Annotated in this window: 20 protein-coding genes; 18 read left to right on the top strand and 2 right to left on the bottom strand. The window is 64.8% G+C overall.

The features are described 5' to 3' along the window. On the top strand, positions 1-3,278 hold a 3,278-nt coding region (locus AC628_RS16125), incomplete at its 5' end, for an autotransporter outer membrane beta-barrel domain-containing protein (RefSeq protein ID WP_168193386.1). Positions 3,279-3,412: 134 nt separating this feature from the next. Beyond that, positions 3,413-4,231: an alpha/beta fold hydrolase gene (locus tag AC628_RS16120; RefSeq protein ID WP_245321193.1), complete on the top strand. Its 819-nt coding sequence runs from the start codon at positions 3,413-3,415 to the stop codon at positions 4,229-4,231. Here AC628_RS16120 and AC628_RS16115 read toward each other — a convergent pair. Then, positions 4,228-5,511: a spinster family MFS transporter gene (locus AC628_RS16115; protein ID WP_074127760.1), complete on the bottom strand. Its 1,284-nt coding sequence runs from the start codon at positions 5,509-5,511 to the stop codon at positions 4,228-4,230. The two genes, AC628_RS16120 and AC628_RS16115, sit on opposite strands and share 4 nt — an antisense overlap. Positions 5,512-5,553: 42 nt before the next feature. Continuing rightward, complete coding sequence (locus tag AC628_RS16110; protein WP_074127759.1) at positions 5,554-6,744, bottom strand: aromatic ring-hydroxylating dioxygenase subunit alpha; 1,191 nt, start codon at positions 6,742-6,744, stop codon at positions 5,554-5,556. A gap of 130 nt (positions 6,745-6,874) precedes the next feature. Between AC628_RS16110 and AC628_RS16105 the strand changes: the two genes are divergently transcribed. The 16 genes from AC628_RS16105 (at position 6,875) to nuoN (ending at position 22,260) form a co-directional block, all read left to right on the top strand. Beyond that, the gene (locus AC628_RS16105) at positions 6,875-7,390 is read left to right on the top strand and encodes a MarR family winged helix-turn-helix transcriptional regulator (protein ID WP_074127758.1); all 516 of its coding nucleotides are present in this window, start codon (positions 6,875-6,877) and stop codon (positions 7,388-7,390) included. A 225-nt stretch (positions 7,391-7,615) separates the two neighbouring features. Continuing rightward, positions 7,616-7,981, top strand: a complete 366-nt coding sequence (locus AC628_RS16100) for an NADH-quinone oxidoreductase subunit A (RefSeq protein WP_018271860.1) — start codon at positions 7,616-7,618, stop codon at positions 7,979-7,981. Further along, the gene (locus tag AC628_RS16095) at positions 7,972-8,562 is read left to right on the top strand and encodes a NuoB/complex I 20 kDa subunit family protein (RefSeq protein ID WP_050423879.1); all 591 of its coding nucleotides are present in this window, start codon (positions 7,972-7,974) and stop codon (positions 8,560-8,562) included. The genes AC628_RS16100 and AC628_RS16095 overlap by 10 nt, the downstream gene beginning before the upstream one ends. A gap of 10 nt (positions 8,563-8,572) precedes the next feature. Then, positions 8,573-9,190: an NADH-quinone oxidoreductase subunit C gene (locus tag AC628_RS16090; protein WP_074127757.1), complete on the top strand. Its 618-nt coding sequence runs from the start codon at positions 8,573-8,575 to the stop codon at positions 9,188-9,190. Next, a complete protein-coding gene (locus AC628_RS16085; RefSeq protein WP_074127756.1) occupies positions 9,187-10,383 on the top strand; it encodes an NADH-quinone oxidoreductase subunit D in 1,197 nt (398 codons plus the stop codon). Before AC628_RS16090 ends, AC628_RS16085 begins: the two co-directional genes overlap by 4 nt. A 43-nt stretch (positions 10,384-10,426) precedes the next feature. Then, positions 10,427-11,038, top strand: a complete 612-nt coding sequence (nuoE, locus tag AC628_RS16080) for an NADH-quinone oxidoreductase subunit NuoE (protein ID WP_074127755.1) — start codon at positions 10,427-10,429, stop codon at positions 11,036-11,038. Then, positions 11,038-11,250: a hypothetical protein gene (locus tag AC628_RS42920; protein WP_074127754.1), complete on the top strand. Its 213-nt coding sequence runs from the start codon at positions 11,038-11,040 to the stop codon at positions 11,248-11,250. The genes nuoE and AC628_RS42920 overlap by 1 nt, the downstream gene beginning before the upstream one ends. 19 nt (positions 11,251-11,269) lie before the next feature. Next, the gene (gene nuoF / locus AC628_RS16070) at positions 11,270-12,595 is read left to right on the top strand and encodes an NADH-quinone oxidoreductase subunit NuoF (RefSeq protein WP_074127753.1); all 1,326 of its coding nucleotides are present in this window, start codon (positions 11,270-11,272) and stop codon (positions 12,593-12,595) included. A gap of 9 nt (positions 12,596-12,604) precedes the next feature. Further along, entirely contained in the window at positions 12,605-14,680 is a 2,076-nt protein-coding gene (nuoG, locus tag AC628_RS16065) for an NADH-quinone oxidoreductase subunit NuoG (protein WP_074127752.1), read from the top strand. Between the two features lie 10 nt (positions 14,681-14,690). After that, entirely contained in the window at positions 14,691-15,761 is a 1,071-nt protein-coding gene (gene nuoH, locus AC628_RS16060; protein WP_050423875.1) for an NADH-quinone oxidoreductase subunit NuoH, read from the top strand. A gap of 7 nt (positions 15,762-15,768) precedes the next feature. Then, on the top strand, positions 15,769-16,263 hold the full coding sequence (gene nuoI, locus AC628_RS16055) for an NADH-quinone oxidoreductase subunit NuoI (RefSeq protein WP_018271854.1): 495 nt from the start codon (positions 15,769-15,771) through the stop codon (positions 16,261-16,263). A 9-nt stretch (positions 16,264-16,272) separates the two neighbouring features. Next, positions 16,273-16,911, top strand: a complete 639-nt coding sequence (locus tag AC628_RS16050) for an NADH-quinone oxidoreductase subunit J (RefSeq protein WP_021079176.1) — start codon at positions 16,273-16,275, stop codon at positions 16,909-16,911. Continuing rightward, positions 16,908-17,216 (top strand): NADH-quinone oxidoreductase subunit NuoK, encoded by a 309-nt coding sequence (gene nuoK / locus AC628_RS16045; protein ID WP_016841823.1) that lies wholly within the window; start codon positions 16,908-16,910, stop codon positions 17,214-17,216. Before AC628_RS16050 ends, nuoK begins: the two co-directional genes overlap by 4 nt. Before the next feature lie 8 nt (positions 17,217-17,224). Beyond that, a complete protein-coding gene (nuoL, locus tag AC628_RS16040) occupies positions 17,225-19,297 on the top strand; it encodes an NADH-quinone oxidoreductase subunit L (protein WP_074127751.1) in 2,073 nt (690 codons plus the stop codon). After that, on the top strand, positions 19,298-20,812 hold the full coding sequence (locus AC628_RS16035) for an NADH-quinone oxidoreductase subunit M (RefSeq protein WP_074127750.1): 1,515 nt from the start codon (positions 19,298-19,300) through the stop codon (positions 20,810-20,812). An 11-nt stretch (positions 20,813-20,823) separates the two neighbouring features. Further along, positions 20,824-22,260: an NADH-quinone oxidoreductase subunit NuoN gene (gene nuoN, locus AC628_RS16030; protein WP_074127749.1), complete on the top strand. Its 1,437-nt coding sequence runs from the start codon at positions 20,824-20,826 to the stop codon at positions 22,258-22,260. The last annotated feature ends 47 nt before the right edge of the window (positions 22,261-22,307 follow it).

Raw genomic sequence — 22,307 nt, 5'->3', positions numbered from 1 at the left:
CGCTGCAACCCCCGTCTCGGGCCCGGGCGGCGGCGGCGGTGCTGGCGGCTTCGGGTGGTGGTGGTGGCGGCAGCCTCAACACCTCAGGCGGCGATGGTGGGTTCGGCGGCGGCGGCGGGAGTGTGCGCTGCTATCTCAGTGCGGGAAAGGGCGGCTTCGGTGGTGGTGGCGGCGGCTCCAGCGGCAATGACGGAGGCACTTGCGGCAATACCGGCGGTTTCGGCGCCGGCAATGGTGGCAACGATTCCCAAGGCGGCGCCGGCGGCGGGCTCGGCGCGGGCGGCGCGGTGTTCGTCCAGGGTGGCGGGAACCTGGTTATTGCCGGTGCCTTCACCGTCAACGGCAGCAGCGTCAGCGGCGGGACTGGCGGCGTCGGCGCCGGCAATGGCTCAGCCTTCGGCGCGGGTATGTTCCTGCAAGGTAACGGGACGCTGACCTTCAATCCGGCGGCTGGGCAGAACCAGACCGTCTCCGATGTCATCGCCGACCAGACCGGCAGCGGCGGCACCGGTGTCACTGCCGGCAGTTGGGGCCTCGCCAAGACAGGCGCCGGCACGCTGACACTGACGGCCGCGAATACTTACTCGGGCGGCACGACCGTGAGCGGCGGCCTGATCAATTTCAATGCCGCGAGCAATTTCGGCTCGGGCAACATCACGCTCAACGGCGGCGGCCTGCAATGGGCGAGCGGTAACACGGCCGACATTTCGGGCAAGCTGAATGCAATCGGCTCTGCCGGTACGACGCTCGACTATAACGGCAATGCCGTGACGCTCGCCACGGCGCTGACCGGCACGGGCGGACTTACAGTCGCGAACTCCGGCAGCGGCGGCGCTTTGACCTTGACGGCGTCGGAAACTTATTCCGGTGCGACGATCATCAATTCCGGCGCGACGCTAGCGATCAAGGGAGACGGCTCGATCGCCAATTCATCGGGCATCTCATTCGCGGGTAGCGGCACATTCGATGTTTCGCAAACCAACAGCGGTGCCAGCGTTGGCGGCTTGAGTGATGCCGTCGGCGGCAGCGTCGTGTCCCTCGGCGCGAAGACGCTGACCATCACCGGCGATGGGGGCCCCTACAACGGCGTCATCCAGGACGGCGGCATTGGTGGCGGCAGCGGCGGCAACGTGACGATCGCCCTTGGCGGCATTGCCATATTCGGCGGCGTCAACACCTATACCGGGCTGACCACGATCAACGGCGGCGGCCGGCTCTACCTGTTCAGTGGCGGCAGCATCGCGTCCTCGAAGGCCGTGATCAACGACGGCACCTTCGATATATCGCGCGCGGGTGGCGGCGTCTCGATCAACAGTCTTTCCGGGACCAGCATCTTCGGCGCCGTGAACCTCGGTGCCAATACGCTGACCATTGCCAATGCCAATGGAACCTTTGCCGGTGTCATTCGGGACGGCAGAGCGGGCGGCGGCGTGGCGATCACCGGCGGCAAGGAAGTCCTGACCGGCATCAATGCCTACACCGGCGCAACCACCATCAACGGCGGTACGCTGGAAGTGGACGGCTCGATCGCCAACTCGTTGAAAGTGACGGTCAATTCGGGTGGCACCTTGAGCGGCACCGGCACCGTCGGCACGCTTAAATTGTCAGACGTCAACAACCTAGGGGCAGTCATCACCGGCGGCTCGAATTTGGTGGTGATGCGCCCGATCGTCGGCGCCTCGGCTCCCGCGGGCGGCTTCGTCCTTGCGGCACCCACGACCATCATGAGCGGCGGCACGCTCGCGCCCGGCAGTGCTGCAGACCCGACCGGCACACTGACGATCGGCGGCAGTCTCGCCTTCCAATCCGGCGCGATCTATCAGGTGCACGTGACGCCGACCGCCGCGTCATCGACCAGCCTCAATGCGAACGCAACGCTCGGCGGCGCGACCGTCAATGCAGTGTTCGCCAACGGCAGCTATATCTCCAGGCAGTACACGATCCTGACTGCGGCGGGCGGCATATCCGGCAGCTTCGCCTCCAACATCGCCAATACGAACCTGCCACAAAACTTCAGCGACACGCTGAGCTACGACGCCACCCACGCCTATCTCAATCTGACGCTGGGCTTCGCGCCGGCTCCGAACTTTGGCGGCGGCCTGTCCATCAACCAGCAGAACGTCGCCAACACGCTGGTCAACTACTTCAACACGACCGGCGGCATTCAGACAGTATTCGGCACGCTCGCTCCGGCGGGCCTGACGCAGGCATCCGGCGAACTCGCGACCGGCTCGCAGCAGACGACGTTCAACGCCATGAACCTGTTCATGGGACTGCTCACCGATCCCTTCATGAATCGCGGGGGCGGGGCGGGTCAGATGCCGAGTGCGCCAGGCTATGCGGAGGAGGGCGAGGCGAGCGCTTATGCCGCAGCGAAGAAGACCGATGCGTTCGCGATGTTCACCAAGGCGCCGCCGGTGCCGTTCGTGCAGCGCTGGAACGTCTGGGCCGCGGGCTTCGGCGGTTCGCAATCGACCAGCGGTAACGCCATTGTTGGATCGAACAACACGACCAGCAGCGTGTATGGCACCGCGGTCGGCGCCGACTATCTGGTCTCGCCGAACACCGTTGCGGGCTTTGCCGTCGCCGGCGGCGGCACCAGCTTCTCCGTCACGGGCAGCGGCAGCGGCCGATCCGATCTGTTCCAGGCCGGCGGCTATCTCCGCCACACCGAAGGCCCGGCCTATCTCTCGGCCGCGCTCGCCTACGGCTGGCAGGACATCACCACCAACCGCACCGTCACCGCCGGAGGCATCGATCAGCTCCGCGCCGAGTTCAATGCCAACGCCTGGTCGGGACGGCTCGAGGGCGGCTATCGTTTCGTTGCGCCGTGGATCGGCGGCGTCGGCATCACGCCTTATGCCGCGGGCCAGTTCACGAGCTTCGAACTGCCGGCCTATGCCGAGCGGGTGATCTCGGGTCTGCCGACCTTTGCGCTGAGCTATGCGGGCCGGAGCGTGACCGACCCACGCAGCGAACTCGGCCTCCGCACCGACAAGTCGTTCCCTGTGCAGGACGGCATCCTGACGCTGCGTACGCGGTTTGCCTGGGCGCATGACTACAATCCCAACCGGTTGGCTGCAGCGACCTTCCAGGCGCTGCCCGGCACCAGCTTCGTCGTCAACGGTGCCGCGCAGTCGAGCGATTCCGCGCTGACCACGGCCTCGCTCGATATGAACTGGCGAAACGGCTGGTCGGCTTCGGCGACGTTCGAAGGCGAGTTCTCCAACGTCACCTCGAGCTACGCCGGCAAGGGCGTGGTGCGGTATCAGTGGTGAGATCGTTTCCGCTTCGGACAGCCTGACATCACGCGCGTGATTACCTGAGGCGTAATCGCGCAAGCGATCTCCCTTTGCGATGGTCGGTGCATCGGCGGCGATGGCGCCGATCGATCCGCACAGGGAGATACATGATGGTGAGCCAACCGTTTCGTGCGACCGCCAAGGACGGCACGAAATTGTTCGTGCAGGATTGGGGCTCGGGCCGGCCGGTGTTGTTCCTCGCGGCCTGGACTTTCAATTCCAGCGTCTGGGGCAGCCACATCGTGGCACTGAATGCCAGGGGTTATCGCTGCGTTGCGCCGGATCGGCGCGGCCATGGCCGCTCCGATATGCCGATGATGGGATACGATCTCGACACGCTGACCGACGATGTCGCTGCCGTGATCGAGCAGCGCGATCTCCGTGACGTCACGATCGTCGCGCATTCGATGGGATCGATCGAGGCGGTGAACTATCTGGCGCGTCACGGCGCGGAGCGCGTCGCGCGGCTGGTGCTGGTGGCGCCGACCACGCCGTTCATCGTGCAGACCGAGGACAATCCGGACGCGGTGCCGCGGGCGATGGTCGATGCGCAGAATGCAGCGATTGCGCAGGACTTCCCGAAATGGATGGGCGAGAACGAGGCGCCGTTCTTCATGCCCGACACGCCCGAGATCACGCGGGCCTGGATCAGGGAGATGATGCTGAGCGTGCCGCTGCCGGTGGCGCTGGCTTGCCGCAAGACCATCTCCTTTGCCGATCTGCGCGCTGCGGCGAAGGGGATGGATCGCCCGACGCTGATCGAGCACGGCGACAAAGACGCGAGCGCGCCGCTGGAATTGACCGGAGCCAAGACAGCCAGGCTGATCAAGGGTAGCAAGCTCGCGGTCTATGAAGGCGCGCCGCACGCATTGCCGCTGACGCACAGCGCGCGCCTGATGGCCGACCTGCTGGCCTTCATGGATAGCTAGCTGGCGCGCGCGATATCCGACCGGATCCAGCGCGCCGCCCAGACGAACAGCAGCGCGCCGAGCGTCGTCGTGACAGCCGCCGACAGCAGCGAGTAGCGAACCGCATCGACGCCGTAGGCGCCCTTCAGGGCGTCGTTGATCATGCCGACGGCGAGGGGACCGACACCCTGGCCGAAGCAGGTGGCGGTGAGCAGCACGATCGCGGAGGCCAGCGCGCGCATGCTGGGCTTCGCCACCGTCTGCGCGATCGCGAAGATCGGGCCGAGATGGAAGCCGACCATGAACGAGGTCAGCGCCAGCGTCGCCACCATCAGCGTGAAGCTTTGCGTCAGCATGCATAGCGCGAACACCGGGCCGGCAAGGCCGGACATGATCGCGGGCGCCCACAGTTTCCAGCGATCGTCGCGGCGGCCGATCTGCGCCACCACGAGGCCGCCGATCAGCGTGCCCGCCATGCCGGCAAGACCCTTGAAGGTTCCGGCATAGGTGCCGATCTCGGCGCTGGTGAGGTGATGGATGCGCGCCAGGAACGGCGGGATCCACACCGCGGTGGCGTAGTTGGTGTAGGTCGTCAGACAGAAGCCGATCAGCACGATGGCGAAGCTCGGCTGCGATATCAGGAAGCCGAGCGTCGGCCCGATCGGCTCGGCCTTGAAGGTCTCGGCCATCGCGCCGCGCTTCGGCTCTGATATCGTCAGCCAAAGGATGGCGGCGAGCGCGATGCCGGGCAGGCCCGCAGTGAAGAAGGCCATCCGCCAGCCATAGTGCTGGTTGACATAGCCGCCGATGAAATAGCCGAGGAAGACGCCGAGATAGGTGCCGATGGCGTAGATGCCGAGCGCGCGCGGCCGCTCGTTCTTGTCGAAGAGATCGGCGATCATCGATTGCGAGGCCGGCGTGCCCGCGGATTCGCCGATGCCGACGCCGATCCGCGCCAGTGCCAGCGTCGTGACGCTGGAGGCGAGGCCGCACAGATAGGTCATCGCGCTCCAGAACGCGAAGGCGAGCGCGACAATGTTACGCCGGTTGAGTCGGTCGGCCATCCGTGCGATGGGAATGCCGAGCAGCGAATAGAACAGCACGAAGCCGAACCCGGCCAAGAGGCCCATCGTGGTGTCGCTGAGCAAAAACTCCTTCTTGATGGGCTCGATCAGCACGTTGAAGATCGTGCGGTCGAGGAAGTTGAGGGCATAGATGACGGTGAGCAATGCGAGCACGTAGTAGCGGCGCGCGGCTGCGGCCTGCGCTGGCGCGGCCGCCTGCGGTGCGACATCGACCATGACTTCCTCCCCCGATTGTCTTTTTGTTTTTCTGCGCGGGCCTCAGGCCTCGCGGATATAGTTCCCCGCTTCGAATTCGACCGGCCCGGTATCTGGGTCGAACGACACGCCGATCGGGTCGCGGCCGGCGGCCACCGCCTCAAGCTGGTCAGAGAGCATCCGGCGCACCATCAGGATGCCGCGGTCGCTCTGGCCGAAATGCTCTTCGGAATGGACGGTCACCGGCCCCTGGCCGACCTGCGCCTCGTAGTCGCCCGGGAACTGCTGGTGCTCTTGCTCGGTCATGTCCCACCAGAACTTGCCGTTGAACTTCGAGCGCATGCGGCCGATGTCGCCTGCGTTCTTGACCCGGCCGGCGACATAGATCCGGAACGAAGTGTCGTCGATCGGCAAGGTCCAGCCGATCGATTCGACACGGGCGAATTGCGCGACCCGTGGATTGGGCACCACGCGGAGCGTGGGCAGGGCGGCCTCGGTGACGCGGTAAAACACCTTGCCGTCATCCTGTTTGCGGATCGAGCGCACCGCGACGCCGCGCGGCGACATCTCGAACTTCACCTCGGGCATCGAGGCCATCATGGTGGTGAATTGCGGCCCCGAGAACGAGCCATGCAGCACCGGCACATGATAGGGGTCGGCGACGTTCTCGAAATGCTGCAGCCAGTTGCAGGGGATCACCGCGGGGCCGCCGCCGCCGATCGAGGAATCGTCGGCCTCGACGAACTCGCCGTCGTCCATCGTCTCGAGGCACTCATAGCGCGGCAGCACCGGCTTCTTATCGGCCGGGCCCAAATAGGCGAAGATCAGGCCGTAGCGCTCCTGCACCGGATACCAGGGCTGGCGCACCTTGTCCTTGAACAGGCCGCCTTCGGGCTCGCAGGGTTGTTCGAGGCAACGGCCCTCGGTGTCGAACTTCCAGCCGTGATAGCAGCAGCGGATGCCGTCCTCCTCGACCTTGCCATAATAGAGCGTGGTGCCGCGATGGCAGCACCGCGCATGTAGCAGGCCGACCCGGCCATGCTTGTCGCGGAACAGGATCAGGTCCTCGCCGAGCGCGCGGACTTTCCTGGGGATATCGGTGGCGTCACTGGTGAGACCGATTGGGTGCCAGTAGCGGCGCAACAGCTCGCCCATCGGCGTGCCGCGGACCACCGAGGTGAGCTCGGTCCGGGTGCTGGATGGCTTCATCGCATAGGCCGTGCCGAGATCGCAGTCCCGCTGGGTGATCGTCATGTGTCTCCTTCCGCCGCCGGTCTGACGCCTGCGGTTGCGTTGTCGTTGATGAAGTCAACGATGTATCGATGACAATGTCAACGATCTCGTCTATCTTGGCAGCGACCGGCTTTATTGGCAGAGGTTGGCGATGACCGAGAAGCTCAGGACCGAGAGGGCCTTGCCGCCGGAGGCGGTTGTCGACGCGGAACTCGCGCCGATCACCGCGATGATGTCGTCGCGGCTGATGGTGCTGGCTAACCTGCTCAGGCGCGGGGCGCTGCTGCGTTACAAGCGCCTCACCGGCCTGTCCTCGGTCGAGTTCGGCCTGGTCGCCTCGCTCGGCCGGCGGCCGCCGATGAGCGTGGTCCGGCTGGCCGAAGCCGTCGGCATGGACAAGGGGCAGATCAGCCGGGCGCTTGCCGAGCTCGTGGCGCGCAAGCTGGTGGCCAAGGCCGCCAATCCGCGTGACAACCGGGAAACACTGGTCTCCCTCACCAGGGCCGGGCTCGCCGCCCATGACGCCATTGTGGCCGGCGCACAGGAGCGAAACCGGCGCCTGCTGGAACAGCTCGGTCCACAGGACCTTGAGCTGCTGCTTGGACATATTGACCGGCTGACCACGACCGCCGCCGAGATGCTCGCCGCAGAGCGGGAGCTGGGCTGATATGGCGATGATATGGCGAGCGCGCAGGGCACCGAATGGCCGCCGTGGCGTTGCCAATTGAGGCAAGCGCATCCACGCGATGCGGCAAAGAGCCCACGGGATCGACGGTAAAAGCGTCAAAATAGCTTGTCTTGCGCCCCCTGTTGCGCTGCGCTAAAGCCTCAAGAACAATTCCAATCAACGAATCTGCGGCACGTCCGAAACCGCAGCAAGAAGGCCTCGCCGATGACCGGCATCCTGCAGAATTATCTCCCACTTGTGGTCTTTATCGGGGTTGCGAGCCTGATCGGTCTCGCGCTCCTGATCGCGCCGTTCCTGGTCGCGTTCCAGTCGCCGGACCCGGAAAAGCTGTCCGCCTATGAATGCGGATTCAATGCTTTTGACGACGCCCGCATGAAGTTCGACGTCCGCTTCTACCTGGTGGCGATCCTCTTCATCATCTTCGACCTCGAAGTGGCGTTCCTGTTCCCCTGGGCGGTGGCGTTCGGAAAGCTCGGCGCGACCGGCTTCTGGTCGATGATGGTTTTCCTGGCCGTGCTGACGGTCGGGTTCGCGTATGAATGGAAGAAAGGCGCGCTCGAATGGGATTGAGCCCCACCGCCGCATCCTCGCAGCCGGCGATCGCGCAGGCTCCGAAGGGCATTCTCGATCCGTCGACCGGCAAGCCGGTCGGCGCCAATGATCCGTTTTTCCTCGAGGTCAATCACGAACTGTCCGACAAGGGCTTCTTCGTCGCCGCGGCCGATGACCTGATCACCTGGGCGCGCACCGGCTCGCTGATGTGGATGACCTTCGGTCTCGCCTGCTGCGCGGTCGAGATGATGCAGGTCTCGATGCCGCGCTACGACGTCGAGCGCTTCGGCTTCGCGCCGCGCGCCTCGCCGCGGCAGTCCGACGTGATGATCGTCGCAGGCACGCTGACCAACAAGATGGCGCCCGCGCTACGCAAGGTCTACGACCAGATGCCGGAGCCGCGCTACGTGATCTCGATGGGCTCCTGCGCCAATGGCGGCGGCTACTACCACTACTCCTACTCGGTGGTGCGTGGCTGCGACCGCATCGTGCCGATCGACATCTACGTGCCGGGCTGTCCGCCCACGGCGGAGGCGCTGCTTTACGGCGTGCTGCTGCTGCAGAAGAAGATTCGCCGTATCGGCACTATCGAACGCTAAGGTTTCAGGCATGGACGACGGCAAGCTCGACGCCCTTGGGCAGACGATCGTGAGCGCGCTTCCGGGCGCCGCCACGGCGCACTCGGTCGCGTTCGATCAACTCACTATCGACGTCGAGATTGGCAGAATCGTGGACGTCGTCACTTTTCTGCGTGACGATCCGAACTGCCGTTTCGTCAACATCACCGACGTGACTGCGGTCGACTATCCGAGCCGCGAGAAGCGCTTCGATGTCGTCTACCATCTGCTATCGCCGACGCTGAATGTGCGCATTCGTGTGCGCGGCCAGGCCGACGAGACCACGCAGGTGCCGTCGATCATCGGCGTGTTCCCGGGCGCCGATTGGTTCGAGCGCGAGACCTACGACCTCTACGGCGTGATCTTCACCGGCCATCCCGACATGCGCCGACTGCTGACGGATTACGGCTTCGACGGCCATCCGCTGCGCAAGGATTTCCCGCTCACCGGCTTCGTCGAGGTTCGCTACGACGACCAGGAGAAGCGGGTGCTGTACGAGCCGGTCCGGCTCAACCAGGAATTCCGCAAGTTCGATTTCCTTTCGCCCTGGGAAGGCGCGGACTATCCGCTGCCCGGTGACGAGAAGGCCAAGGCGGAGCCGAAGCCATGAACGAGCAACCGCAAAATCTGCGTAACTTCACCATCAATTTCGGTCCGCAGCATCCGGCGGCGCACGGCGTGCTTCGCCTCGTGCTGGAGCTCGACGGCGAAGTCGTCGAGCGCGTCGATCCGCATATCGGCCTGCTTCACCGCGGCACCGAGAAGCTGATCGAGCACAAGACCTATCTGCAGGCGATTCCGTATTTCGATCGGCTCGACTACGTCGCGCCGATGAACCAGGAGCACGCGTTCTGCCTCGCGGCGGAAAGGCTGCTCGGCATCACGGTGCCGCGCCGTGGCCAGTTGATCCGCGTGCTGTATTGCGAGATCGGCCGCATCCTGTCGCATCTGCTCAACGTCACCACGCAGGCGATGGACGTCGGCGCGCTGACCCCGCCGCTGTGGGGTTTCGAAGAGCGCGAAAAGCTGATGGTGTTCTACGAGCGCGCCTCGGGCTCGCGCATGCACGCGGCGTTTTTCCGCGTCGGCGGCGTGCATCAGGACCTGCCGCCGAAGCTGATCGACGACATCGAGGCGTGGTGCGATCCGTTCCTCAAGGTGGTCGACGACCTCGATCGGCTGCTGACCGGCAACCGCATCTTCAAGCAGCGTAACGTCGATATCGGCGTGGTGCCGCTGAAGGAAGCCTGGGAATGGGGCTTCTCCGGCGTGATGGTGCGTGGCTCGGGCGCGGCCTGGGACTTGCGCAAGTCCCAGCCCTATGAGTGCTACGCCGAGATGGATTTCGACATTCCGATCGGCAAGAACGGCGACTGCTACGACCGCTACCTGATCCGCATGGAAGAGATGCGCCAGTCGGTGCGCATCATGAAGCAGTGCGTGCAGAAGCTCAAAGCAGCCGACGGGCAGGGCCCGGTCGTGGTCGAGGATAACAAGATCGCGCCGCCGCGCCGCGGCGAGATGAAGCGCTCGATGGAAGCGCTGATCCATCACTTCAAGCTCTACACCGAAGGCGTCCACGTGCCGGCCGGCGAGGTCTACGCCGCGGTCGAGGCGCCGAAGGGCGAGTTCGGCGTCTATCTGGTCGCCGACGGCACCAACAAGCCCTACAAGTGCAAGATCCGCGCGCCGGGCTTCGCCCATCTGCAGGCGATGGATCACATCTGCAAGGGCCATTTGCTGGCCGACGTTTCCGCCATCCTTGGCTCGCTGGACATCGTGTTCGGCGAGGTCGACCGGTGATGATGTCCGCATCCGCACCGCGCGCTAATTGAGAGTTTGATCGATGTCCGTCCGCCGCCTCGCCCCGAAGGAATTGCAGCCCGCGAGCTTCACGTTCACGGACGAGAATCTGGCCTGGGCCAAGAAGCAGATCGAGAAGTACCCGCCGGGCCGCCAGGCTTCGGCCGCGATCGCGATCCTGTGGCGCGTGCAGGAGCAGAATGAGGGCTGGGTGTCGGAAGCAGCGATCCGTGCCGTCGCCGACCTGCTCGAGATGCCGCATATCCGCATGCTGGAGATCGCGACCTTCTACACCATGTTCCAGCTCTCGCCGGTCGGCAAGAAAGCCCATGTGCAGGTGTGCGGCACCACGCCGTGCCGGCTGCGCGGCGCCGCCGACCTGATCGAGGTCTGCCAGCATCGCATCCATCACGATCCCTTCCAGCTGTCGAAGGACGGCAACTTCTCCTGGGAAGAGGTCGAGTGCCTCGGCGCCTGCGTGAACGCGCCGATGGTGCTGATCTGGAAGGACACCTATGAGGACCTGACCAAGGAAAGCTTCGGCAAGGTGCTCGACGGCTTTGCCGCCGGCAATCCGCCGAAGCCGGGCCCGCAGATCGACCGTCAGTTTTCGGCGCCCGCAGGCGGGCCGACGACGCTGAAGGAAACCACCTGATGGGGGGCTTTCAGGTGCAGGCAGTGGGGATGGGGAGGGCGGCTTCGATGATGGCCTGGCGCAAGATCGTGCTGCATACCGCCGTCGCGGCTGGCTTCATGTTCCTGCTGCAACGTTACGGCCTGAGCGCCACGCTGGAATCCAGCCTGTTGTGGGCCATCGTGTTCGGCGGATGCGCCGCCGGGCTCGCTTATTCGCAAGCCAATCGGTGATGTTCGGAAAGTTTTGAGCATGCTCGACGACAAGGACCGCATCTTCAAGAACCTTTACGGTCTCCATGATTGGGGCCTCGAGGGCGCGCGCCGCCGAGGCGCCTGGGATGGCACCAAGGGGATCATCGACAAGGGCCGCGACTGGATCATCAACGAGATGAAGGCGTCGGGCCTACGCGGCCGCGGCGGTGCGGGTTTCCCGACCGGCATGAAGTGGTCGTTCATGCCGAAGGAATCCAAGGACGGCCGTCCGAGCTATCTCGTCGTCAATGCGGACGAATCCGAGCCCGGCACCTGCAAGGACCGCGAGATCATGCGGCACGATCCGCATCTTTTGGTCGAGGGCTGCCTGCTCGCGAGCTTCGCGATGGGCGCGCATGCCTGTTACGTCTACATCCGCGGCGAGTTCATCCGCGAGCGCGAGCGGCTGCAAGCCGCGATCGACCAGGCCTATGAGGCCAAGCTGGTCGGCAAGGACAACATCAACGGCTGGCCGTTCGACATCTATGTCGCGCACGGCGCCGGCGCCTATATTTGCGGCGAGGAAACCGCGCTGCTCGAGAGCCTCGAAGGCAAGAAGGGCCAGCCGCGCCTGAAGCCGCCGTTCCCGGCCAATGTCGGCCTCTATGGCTGCCCGACCACCGTCAACAACGTCGAGTCGATCGCGGTCGCGCCGGATATCCTGCGCCGCGGCGCCGCCTGGTTTGCCGCCATCGGCCGGCCGAACAATGTCGGCACCAAGCTGTTCTGCATCTCGGGTCACGTCGAGCGACCCTGCAACGTCGAAGAGGCGATGGGCATCCCGTTCCGCGAGCTGATCGAGAAGCACTGTGGCGGCATTCGCGGCGGCTGGGACAATCTGAAGGCCGTGATCCCCGGCGGCTCGTCGGTGCGCATGGTGCCGGCCGAGCAGATCATCGACACGCCGATGGATTTCGACTCACTGAGCAAGCTGCGCTCCGGCCTCGGCACCGCGGCTGTCATCGTGATGGACAAGTCGACCGACCTGATCCGGGCGATCGCGCGCATCTCCTATTTCTACAAGCACGAGAGCTGCGGCCAGTGCACGCCGTGCCGCGAAGGCACCGGGTGGATGTGGCGCGTCCTGACCCGCATGGCCGACGGCCGCGCCCACAAGCGCGAGATCGACATGTTGCTCGAGGTCACCAAGCAGGTCGAGGGTCACACGATCTGCGCGCTCGGCGACGCCGCGGCGTGGCCGATCCAGGGTCTGATTGCGCACTTCCGTCACGAGATCGAAGAGCGCATCGATCAGTATTCGCACAAGGCCGATCTCGACGATCAGGGCGTTCGTGATCCCGTCCACATGGTCGCGGCGGAGTAGAGAAGAGACATGAGCAAGATCATCGTCGATGGCAAAGAGATCGATGTGCCGCCGGAGTACACGCTGCTGCAGGCGTGCGAGGCGGCAGGCGCCGAGATTCCGCGCTTCTGCTATCACGAGCGGCTGTCGATCGCCGGCAACTGCCGGATGTGCCTGGTCGAGGTGAAGGGCGGCCCGAAGCCGGTCGCGAGCTGCGCCTGGGCCGTGCGCGACTGCCGTCCGGGCCCGAAGGGTGAGCCGCCGGAGATCTCGACCCGCTCGCCGATGGTCAAGAAGGCGCGCGAAGGCGTGATGGAGTTCCTGCTGATCAACCATCCGCTGGACTGCCCGATCTGCGACCAGGGCGGCGAGTGCGACCTGCAGGACCAGGCGATGGGTTACGGCGTCGACACCAGCCGTTTCGCCGAGAACAAGCGCGCGGTCGAGGACAAGTATCTCGGCGCGCTGGTCAAGACCTCGATGAACCGCTGCATCCAGTGCACGCGGTGCGTCCGCTTCTCCGCCGAAGTCTGCGGCGCGCCGGAAATGGGCGCGACCGGCCGCGGCGAGGACATGGAAATCACCACCTATCTCGAGCATGCGCTGAGCTCGGAGCTGCAGGGCAACCTCGTCGACATCTGCCCGGTCGGCGCGCTGACCTCGAAGCCGTATGCGTTCGCGGCCCGGCCCTGGGAGCTCGGCAAGACGCAGTCGGTCGACGTCATGGACGGCGTCGGCTCGGCGATCCGCGTCGACACCCGCGGCCGCGAGGTGATGCGCATCCTGCCGCGCATCAACGAGGCTGTGAACGAGGAGTGGATCTCCGACAAGACCCGCCACGTCGTCGACGGCCTGCGCACGCAGCGCCTCGACCGTCCCTATGTGCGCGAGAACGGCCAGCTCAAGCCTGCGACCTGGCAGGAAGCCTTTGCCGCCATCGCGGTCAAGGCCGGCCGCAGCGACGGCAAGCGGATCGGCGCGATCGCGGGCGATCTCGCCGCGGTCGATGAAATGTATGCGCTGAAGGAGCTGCTCGCGAAGTTCGGCTCGGTCAATCTGGCGGTGCAGGGCGGCGACGCGTTCGACGCCAAGGCCGGCCGGGGCTCCTACATCTTCAACCCGACCATTGCCGGCATCGACCAGGCCGACGCGATCCTGATCATCGGCTCGCATCCGCGCAAGGAAGCCGCCGTGCTGAACGCGCGGATCCGCAAGCGCTGGCGTACCGGCGGGCTCAAGGTCGGCATGATCGGCGCCAAGTCCGATTTCACCTACGACCATGACTATCTCGGCGCGGGCACCGACACGCTCGCCGATCTTGCGGCCGGCAAGCACTCGTTTGCCGACGTGCTCAAGAACGCGCAGCACCCGATCATCCTGGTCGGCCCCGGCGCCTATACCCGGCACGACGGCGCGGCGGTGCTGGCGCAGGCCGCCAAGCTCGCCGTCGACGTCGGCGCGCTGAAGGACGGCTGGAACGGCTTTGCCGTGTTGCAGGATACGGCCTCGCGCGCCGGTGCGCTCGATATCGGCTTCTCGCCGGCGGCCGGTGGCCTGACCACGGCGCAGATGACGACTTTCGGCACGCTCGACGTGCTGTTCCTGCTCGGCGCCGACGAGATCAAGGTGCCGGACGGTACCTTCGTGGTCTATATCGGCACCCATGGCGACCAGGGCGCGCATCGCGCCGACGTCATCCTGCCGGGCGCGGCCTATACCGAGAAGTCCGGCATCTACGTCAACACCGAGGGACGGGCGCAGATCGCCAACCGCGCTGCCTTCCCGCCGGGTGAGGCCCGCGAGGACTGGGCGATCATCCGCGCGCTGTCCGACGTGCTCGGCAAGAAGCTGCCGTTCGACTCGCTGCAGGCGCTGCGCCAGGCGATGTTCAAGACCTCGCCGCATCTGATGCGGCTCGACCAGATCGAGGCCGGCAAGGCCGAGGACGTCAAGGCATTGGCGGGCAAGGGCGGTGCCGTCGACAAGGCGGCATTCAAGCCGACCGTCGAGGACTTCTATCTGACCAACCCGATCGCGCGGGCGTCTGCCGTGATGGCGGAATGCTCGCGGCTGGCGTCGGGCCGAATGCTGACGGCAGCGGAGTGAGCGTGACCTGATGGCTGAATTCTTCGCAAGCTCGTTCTGGACCGGCTTCCTCTGGCCGCTGATCATCATGGTCGCGGAAAGTCTGTTGCTGCTCGTCGTGCTGCTGATCGCGATCGCCTATATCTTGCTCGCCGACCGCAAGATCTGGGCGGCGGTGCAGATTCGCCGCGGTCCCAACGTGGTCGGCCCGTTCGGCTTGCTGCAATCCTTCGCCGACCTCTTGAAGTTCGTGCTCAAGGAGCCGGTGATCCCGTCCGGCTCCAACAAGGGCGTGTTCCTGCTGGCGCCGCTGGTGTCGTGCATCCTGGCGCTGGCCGCCTGGGCCGTGATCCCGTTCGATCTCGGTTGGGTGATCTCCGACATCAATGTCGGCATTCTCTACATCTTCGCGATTTCGTCGCTGTCGATCTACGGCATCATCATGGCCGGCTGGTCGTCGAACTCGAAGTATCCGTTCCTGGCGGCGCTGCGCTCCGCGGCGCAGATGGTGTCCTACGAGGTCTCGATCGGCTTCGTCATCATCACCGTGCTGCTCTGCGTCGGTTCGCTGAACCTCTCGGCCGTGGTCGAGGCGCAGAACACCCGCGGGCTCGCCCACCTGATCGGCCTGCCGCAGCTCACCATCCTGAACTGGTATGTGTGGCCGCTGTTCCCGATGTTCGTGGTGTTCTACGTCTCGGCGCTCGCGGAAACCAACCGTCCGCCGTTCGACCTGGTCGAAGCCGAATCCGAGCTGGTCGCCGGCTTCATGACCGAATACGGCTCGACCCCGTATCTGTTGTTCATGCTCGGCGAGTATGTCGCGATCACCACGATGTGCGCGCTGGCGTCGATCCTGTTCCTGGGCGGCTGGCTGCCGCCGGTCAATCTGCCGCCGTTCACCTGGATCCCGGGCATCGTCTGGTTCGCCCTCAAGGTGTTCTTCATGTTCTTCATGTTCGCGATGGCGAAGGCGATCGTGCCGCGCTACCGCTACGATCAACTGATGCGGCTCGGCTGGAAGGTGTTCCTGCCGCTGTCGCTGGCGATGGTGGTGATCGTGGCCGGCGTGCTGCAGTTCGCCGGCATCGCGCCGAAGTGAGGCCGTCATGAGTGTCAATGTCAACGCAACAGCCCGCTCGCTTCTGCTCTCGGAATTCGTCTCGGCGTTCTTCCTGGCGATGCGCTATTTCTTCCAGCCGAAGCCGACGCTGAACTATCCGTTCGAGAAGGGGCCGATCTCGCCGCGCTTCCGCGGCGAGCACGCGCTGCGCCGCTATCCGAACGGCGAAGAACGCTGCATCGCCTGCAAGCTGTGCGAGGCGATCTGCCCGGCGCAGGCGATCACCATCGAGGCCGGTCCGCGCCGCAACGACGGCACCCGCCGCACGGTGCGTTACGACATCGACATGGTGAAGTGCATCTATTGCGGCCTGTGCCAGGAGGCATGCCCGGTCGACGCCATCGTCGAGGGACCGAATTTCGAATTCGCGACCGAGACCCGCGAGGAACTCTACTATGACAAGGCGAAGCTGCTCGCCAATGGCGACCGCTGGGAGCGCGAGATTGCGAAGTCGATCGCGCTCGACGCGCCGTACCGGTGAGGTGAGGGCATGATCCTTCCGGCGCTGTTCTTCTATCTGTTTGCCGCGGTCTGCGTGGCCTCGGCGGTCATGGTGATTGTCTCGCGCAATCCCGTGCACTCCGTGTTGTTCCTGATCCTGGCCTTCGTCAATGCGGCCGGGCTGTTCATCCTGATGGGCGCCGAGTTCCTCGGGATGATGCTGATCGTGGTCTATGTCGGCGCCGTCGCGGTGCTGTTCCTGTTCGTGATCATGATGCTCGATGTCGATTTCGTCGAACTGCGCGAAGGCTTCATCCAGTATCTGCCGATCGGCATCGTGATCGGCGGCATCTTCCTGTTCGAGCTGCTGCTGGTGGTCGGCGCCTGGGTGATTAACCCGCAGGTGACCAAGACGATCACCGCGGCGATTCCGACAAATGTCAGCAACACCGAGGCGCTCGGCCTCGTGCTGTATACGAAGTACATCCATTACTTCCAGCTCGCCGGCATGGTGCTGCTGGTCGCGATGATCGGCGCCATCGTGCTGACGCTGCGCCACAAGGCCAACGTCAAGCGGCAGAACATCAACGTGCAGAATGCGCGCACGCCCGAAATGGCGATGGCGATGCGCAAGGTGGCGTCGGGGCAGGGCCTGCAGGATGCCGATGCGGCGGAGTGGGTGAAATGACGATCGGGCTGGGGCACTATCTCGCGGTCGCCGCGATCCTGTTCACGCTCGGGATCCTCGGCATCTTCCTCAACCGCAAGAACATCATCGTCATCCTGATGTCGATCGAGCTGATCCTGCTGTCGGTCAACATCAACCTGGTGGCGTTCTCGACCTTCCTCGGCGACATCGTCGGCCAGGTGTTCGCGCTGCTGGTACTGACGGTGGCCGCCGCCGAGGCCGCGATCGGCCTCGCTGTGCTGGTGGTGTATTTCCGCAACCGCGGTTCGATCGCGGTTGAAGACGTCAATCTGATGAAGGGCTAGGCGCGGTCATGGTTCAGGCTATCGTTTTCCTGCCGCTGCTCGGCGCCATCCTTGCGGGAATTATCTCGCTGGTTGGCGCGCATGCGCGCTGCCCCAGCGGCGACACCGTCGATCATCACGACGACGCGCATGGCGACGCCCATGCCTCGGCGGCTCACGACGACCACGGCCATGACGATCATGGCCATGACGACCACCACGTCTCCGAGCCGGCGGCTGCAGGCTCCCGACTGGCCGAACTGATCACCACCGGCCTCTTGTTCGTCTCGGCGGCGCTGTCCTGGTTCACGCTGGTCGATGTCGGCTTCATGCACCATGACGCCCGCGTCGTGCTGCTGCCCTGGATCACCTCGGGCGACCTCCAGGTGGCCTGGGCGCTGCGCGTCGACACCCTGACAGCCGTGATGCTGGTCGTGGTCAACACCGTGTCCGCGCTCGTCCACCTCTATTCCATCGGCTACATGGACGAGGATCCGAACCGGCCGCGCTTCTTCGGCTATCTCTCGCTGTTCACCTTCGCGATGCTGATGCTGGTGACCTCCGATAACCTCGTGCAGCTGTTCTTCGGCTGGGAGGGTGTCGGTCTCGCCAGCTACCTCCTGATCGGGTTCTGGTACCAGAAGCCGTCGGCGAATGCGGCGGCGATCAAGGCCTTCGTGGTCAACCGCGTCGGCGACTTCGGCTTCGCGCTCGGCATCTTCGCGATCTTCGCGCTGGTCGGCTCGACCGATTTCGAGACCATCTTCCACGCCGCGCCGGGGCTGACCGGCAAGACCACCGACTTCTTCGGCTGGCAGGTGAATGCGCTGACACTGACCTGCCTGCTGCTGTTCATGGGCGCGATGGGCAAGTCGGCCCAGTTCCTGCTGCACACCTGGTTGCCGGACGCCATGGAAGGCCCGACCCCGGTGTCGGCGCTGATCCACGCCGCGACCATGGTCACCGCGGGCGTCTTCATGGTGGCCCGCCTGTCGCCGCTGTTCGAATTGTCGCCGACCGCGCAGGCGGTGGTGATGTTCTTCGGTGCGACCACGGCGTTCTTCGCGGCCACGATCGGCCTCGTGCAGAACGACATCAAGCGCATCGTCGCGTACTCGACCTGTTCGCAGCTCGGCTACATGTTCGTCGCGATGGGAGCAGGGGCCTATTCGGTCGGCATGTTCCACCTGTTCACGCACGCCTTCTTCAAGGCGCTGCTGTTCTTGGGCTCCGGCTCGGTGATCTACGCCATGCATCACGAGCAGGACATCCGCAACATGGGTGGCCTGTGGCGCAAGATCCCGTACACCTTCGCGGTGATGTGCATCGGCACCCTGGCGCTGACCGGCTTCCCGCTGTTCGCCGGCTACTTCTCCAAGGACGCGATCATCGAGTCGGCCTATGCGGCGCACAACCCGTTCGCGACCTACGCCTATCTGCTGACCATCGTGGCCGCCGGCCTGACCTCATTCTACTCCTGGCGTCTGATCTTCAAGACGTTCTTCGGCGAGCCGCACGACCAGAAGCACTACGAGGCCGCGCATGAGAGCCCGGTCTGGATGCTGGTGCCGATCGGCGTGCTTGCCGCCGGCTCGATCCTGGCCGGCCTGCCGTTCAAGGAGGTGTTCGCCAGCCCGCATGGCGTCGAGGAGTTCTTCCGCGAATCCGTGAAGATGAACCCGCACATCCTCGAGGACATGGAGCACATGCCGAGCTGGCTCGCGCCGCTACCCACCGTGATGATGGCGCTCGGCCTGTTCGTCTCGTATCTGTTCTACATCCGCAGGCCGTATCTGCCGGTCGAACTCGCGAACCAGCAGCCGATGCTGTACCAGTTCCTGCTCAACAAATGGTACTTCGACGAGCTGTACGACTGGATCTTCGTGCGTCCGGCGAAGTGGCTCGGCTACACGCTGTGGAAGAAGGGCGACGGCTTCATCATCGACGGCTTCGGTCCCGACGGCGTCTCGGCCCGCGTGCTCGACGTCACCCGCAATGTCGTGAAATTGCAGACCGGCTACCTCTATCACTACGCCTTCGCGATGCTGATCGGGGCCGCCGGATTGATCACCTGGTTCATGTTCGGCTTGGGAGGCCAGTAAATGACAACCTGGCCCATCCTTTCGGTCACGACCTTCCTGCCGGCGGTCGGCGCGATCCTGGTCTATCTCTTGGCACGGGGCGGCGACGAGAGCGCCAACCGCACGGCGCGCTGGATCGCGCTGTGGACCACGCTGATCACCTTCGCTGTGTCGCTGATCCTGGTGGCGCGCTTCGATCCGGCCTCGACCGACTTCCAGTTCGTCGAGAAGGCGTCCTGGCTCGCCACCGGCATCACCTACCACATGGGCGTCGACGGCATCTCGCTGCCGCTGCTCATCCTGACCACCGCGATCATGCCGCTCTGCATCATCGCGAGCTGGAGGTCGGTGACGCAGCGTGTCGGCGAATACATGATGGCGTTCCTGATCCTGGAAACGCTGATGATCGGCACCTTCTCGGCGCTCGACCTCGTGCTGTTCTATCTGTTCTTCGAGGGCGGCCTGATCCCGATGTTCCTGATCATCGGCGTCTGGGGCGGTCCGCGCCGGGTCTACGCGTCGTTCAAGTTCTTCCTCTACACGTTCCTCGGCTCGGTCCTGATGCTGCTCGCCATCATGGCGCTGTACTGGAACGCCGGCACCACCGACATCCCGACCCTGATGCACACCGCGGTGCCGCGCGGCATGCAGACCTGGGCGTGGATCGCCTTCTTCGCCTCGTTCGCGGTGAAGATGCCGATGTGGCCGGTGCACACCTGGCTGCCCGACGCGCACGTCGAGGCGCCGACGGCCGGCTCGGTTATCCTCGCGGCGATCCTCCTGAAGATGGGCGGCTACGGCTTCCTGCGCTTCTCGCTGCCGATGTTCCCGCTGGCCTCGCACGACTTCGCGCCGTTCGTGTTCACGCTGTCCGTCATCGCCATCATCTACACCTCGCTGGTGGCGATGATGCAGGAGGACATGAAGAAGCTGATCGCGTACTCCTCCGTCGCGCATATGGGCTTCGTCACCATGGGCATCTTCGCGGTGACCACCCAGGGCGTCGCCGGCGGCATGTTCCAGATGGTCTCGCACGGCATCGTCTCCGGCGCGCTGTTCCTCTGCGTCGGCATCGTCTACGACCGCATGCACACTCGCGAGATCGCGGCCTATGGCGGCCTCGTCAACCGGATGCCGCTCTACGCGATGACCTTCATGATCTTCACCATGGCCAATGTCGGTCTGCCGGGCACGAGCGGATTCGTCGGCGAGTTCATGACGCTGCTCGGCACCTTCAAGATCTCGCTGCCGACGGCGTTCTTCGCCACCACGGGCGTGATCCTGTCGGCCTGTTACGCGCTCTGGCTCTACCGCAAGGTGGTGTTCGGCGCGCTGGTCAAGCCGTCCTTGATGTCGATCAAGGATCTCACCTTCCGCGAATGCGTGACGCTGTTCCCGCTGATCGCGCTGACCATCCTGTTCGGCGTCTATCCGAAGCCGGTGCTCGACATGTCGGCCGCCTCGGTGCAGCAGCTCGTCAACAACTACCAAACCGCCGTGACTGCCGTGAAGGCAGCCGCGCTGACCGTCCAGTAAGGCCTTAGCCCATGAGCTTTTCCAGTGCAGGTTATCAGTTGCAGCCGGTGCTGCCGGAGCTGGTGCTCGCGGTCGGCGCCATGGTGCTGTTGATGATCGGAGCCTATCGCGGGCAGGGGACGACGCGCCTCATCACCACGCTCGCGGTGCTGCTGCTGGTCGCAACCGGCGCGCTGGAGCTCTGGCTGCCGGCCGGCAAGCTCGTGACCTTCGGCGGCAGCTTCATCGTCGACGACTTCGCCCGCTTCCTGAAGGTCCTCGCCCTGATCGCCTCGGCGGCGACGCTGATCCTGTCGACCGAATATCTGTCCCAGCCGTCGAGCCGCACCTTCGAGTTCTCCATCCTGGTGCTGTTGTCGACGCTCGGCATGATGGTGCTGATCTCGGCCGGCGACCTGATTTCGCTCTATCTCGGCCTCGAGCTGATGAGCCTTGCGCTCTATGTCGTCGCTGCCAGCCAGCGCGACAATGCCAAGTCGAGCGAAGCCGGCCTGAAGTACTTCGTGCTCGGCGCGCTGTCGTCGGGCATGCTGCTTTACGGCGCCTCGCTGATCTACGGCTTCACCGGCACGGTCAGCTTCGCCGGCATCGCGGCAGCGGCCACCACGGGCAGCATCGGCATCGTGTTCGGCCTGGTGTTCCTGCTCGCCGGCCTCTGCTTCAAGGTCTCGGCGGTGCCGTTCCACATGTGGACGCCCGACGTCTATGAGGGCGCGCCGACCCCGGTGACGGCGTTCTTCGCGTCTGCCCCGAAGGTCGCGGCGCTCGCCGTGTTCACCCGTGCGACGCTGACCGCGTTCCCGGGCATCGTCTCCCAGTGGCAGCAGATCCTGGTGTTCGTCGCGATCGCATCGATGGCGCTGGGCTCGTTCGCCGCGATCGGCCAGACCAACATCAAGCGCCTGATGGCCTATTCCTCGATCGGCCATATGGGCTTTGCCCTGGTCGGCCTGGCCTCCGGCACGGTCGAGGGCGCGCAGGGCGTCTTGATCTACATCGCGATCTATGTCGCGATGACGCTCGGCTCCTTCAGCATCATCCTGGCGATGAAGCGCAACGGCCAGCCGCTGGAGCAGATCAGCGATTTCGCCGGCCTGTCGCGCACCAACCCGCTGATCGCCTTCATCTTCGCGATGCTGCTGTTCTCGCTGGCCGGCGTGCCGCCGCTCGCCGGCTTCTTCGGCAAGTGGTACGTGTTCGTCGCCGCGATCAAGGCCAACCTGTTCACGCTCGCGGTGATCGGCGTGCTGACCAGCGTGGTGGGCGCGTTCTACTATCTGTCGATCGTCAAGGTGATGTATTTCGACCAGCCGCTCGGCAAGCTCGACCCGGTCCGCGTTGAGCTGCGCACCGTGCTGGCGGTCGCAGGCATCTTCAACATCTTCTTCTTCGCCTATCCAGGCCCGCTGGTGAGCGTGGCGACGACAGCGGCGAAATCGCTATTTTAACGCGCTCGGTTCCGGAACAGGACGCTGGCTTTCGGAACGGATCATGC

The organism is Bradyrhizobium sp. NAS96.2 (assembly GCF_001908235.1).
GTDB lineage: Bacteria > Pseudomonadota > Alphaproteobacteria > Rhizobiales > Xanthobacteraceae > Bradyrhizobium.
Note: the sequence above shows the minus strand (reverse complement) of the source record. Positions and strands in the feature narration are given on the sequence as shown.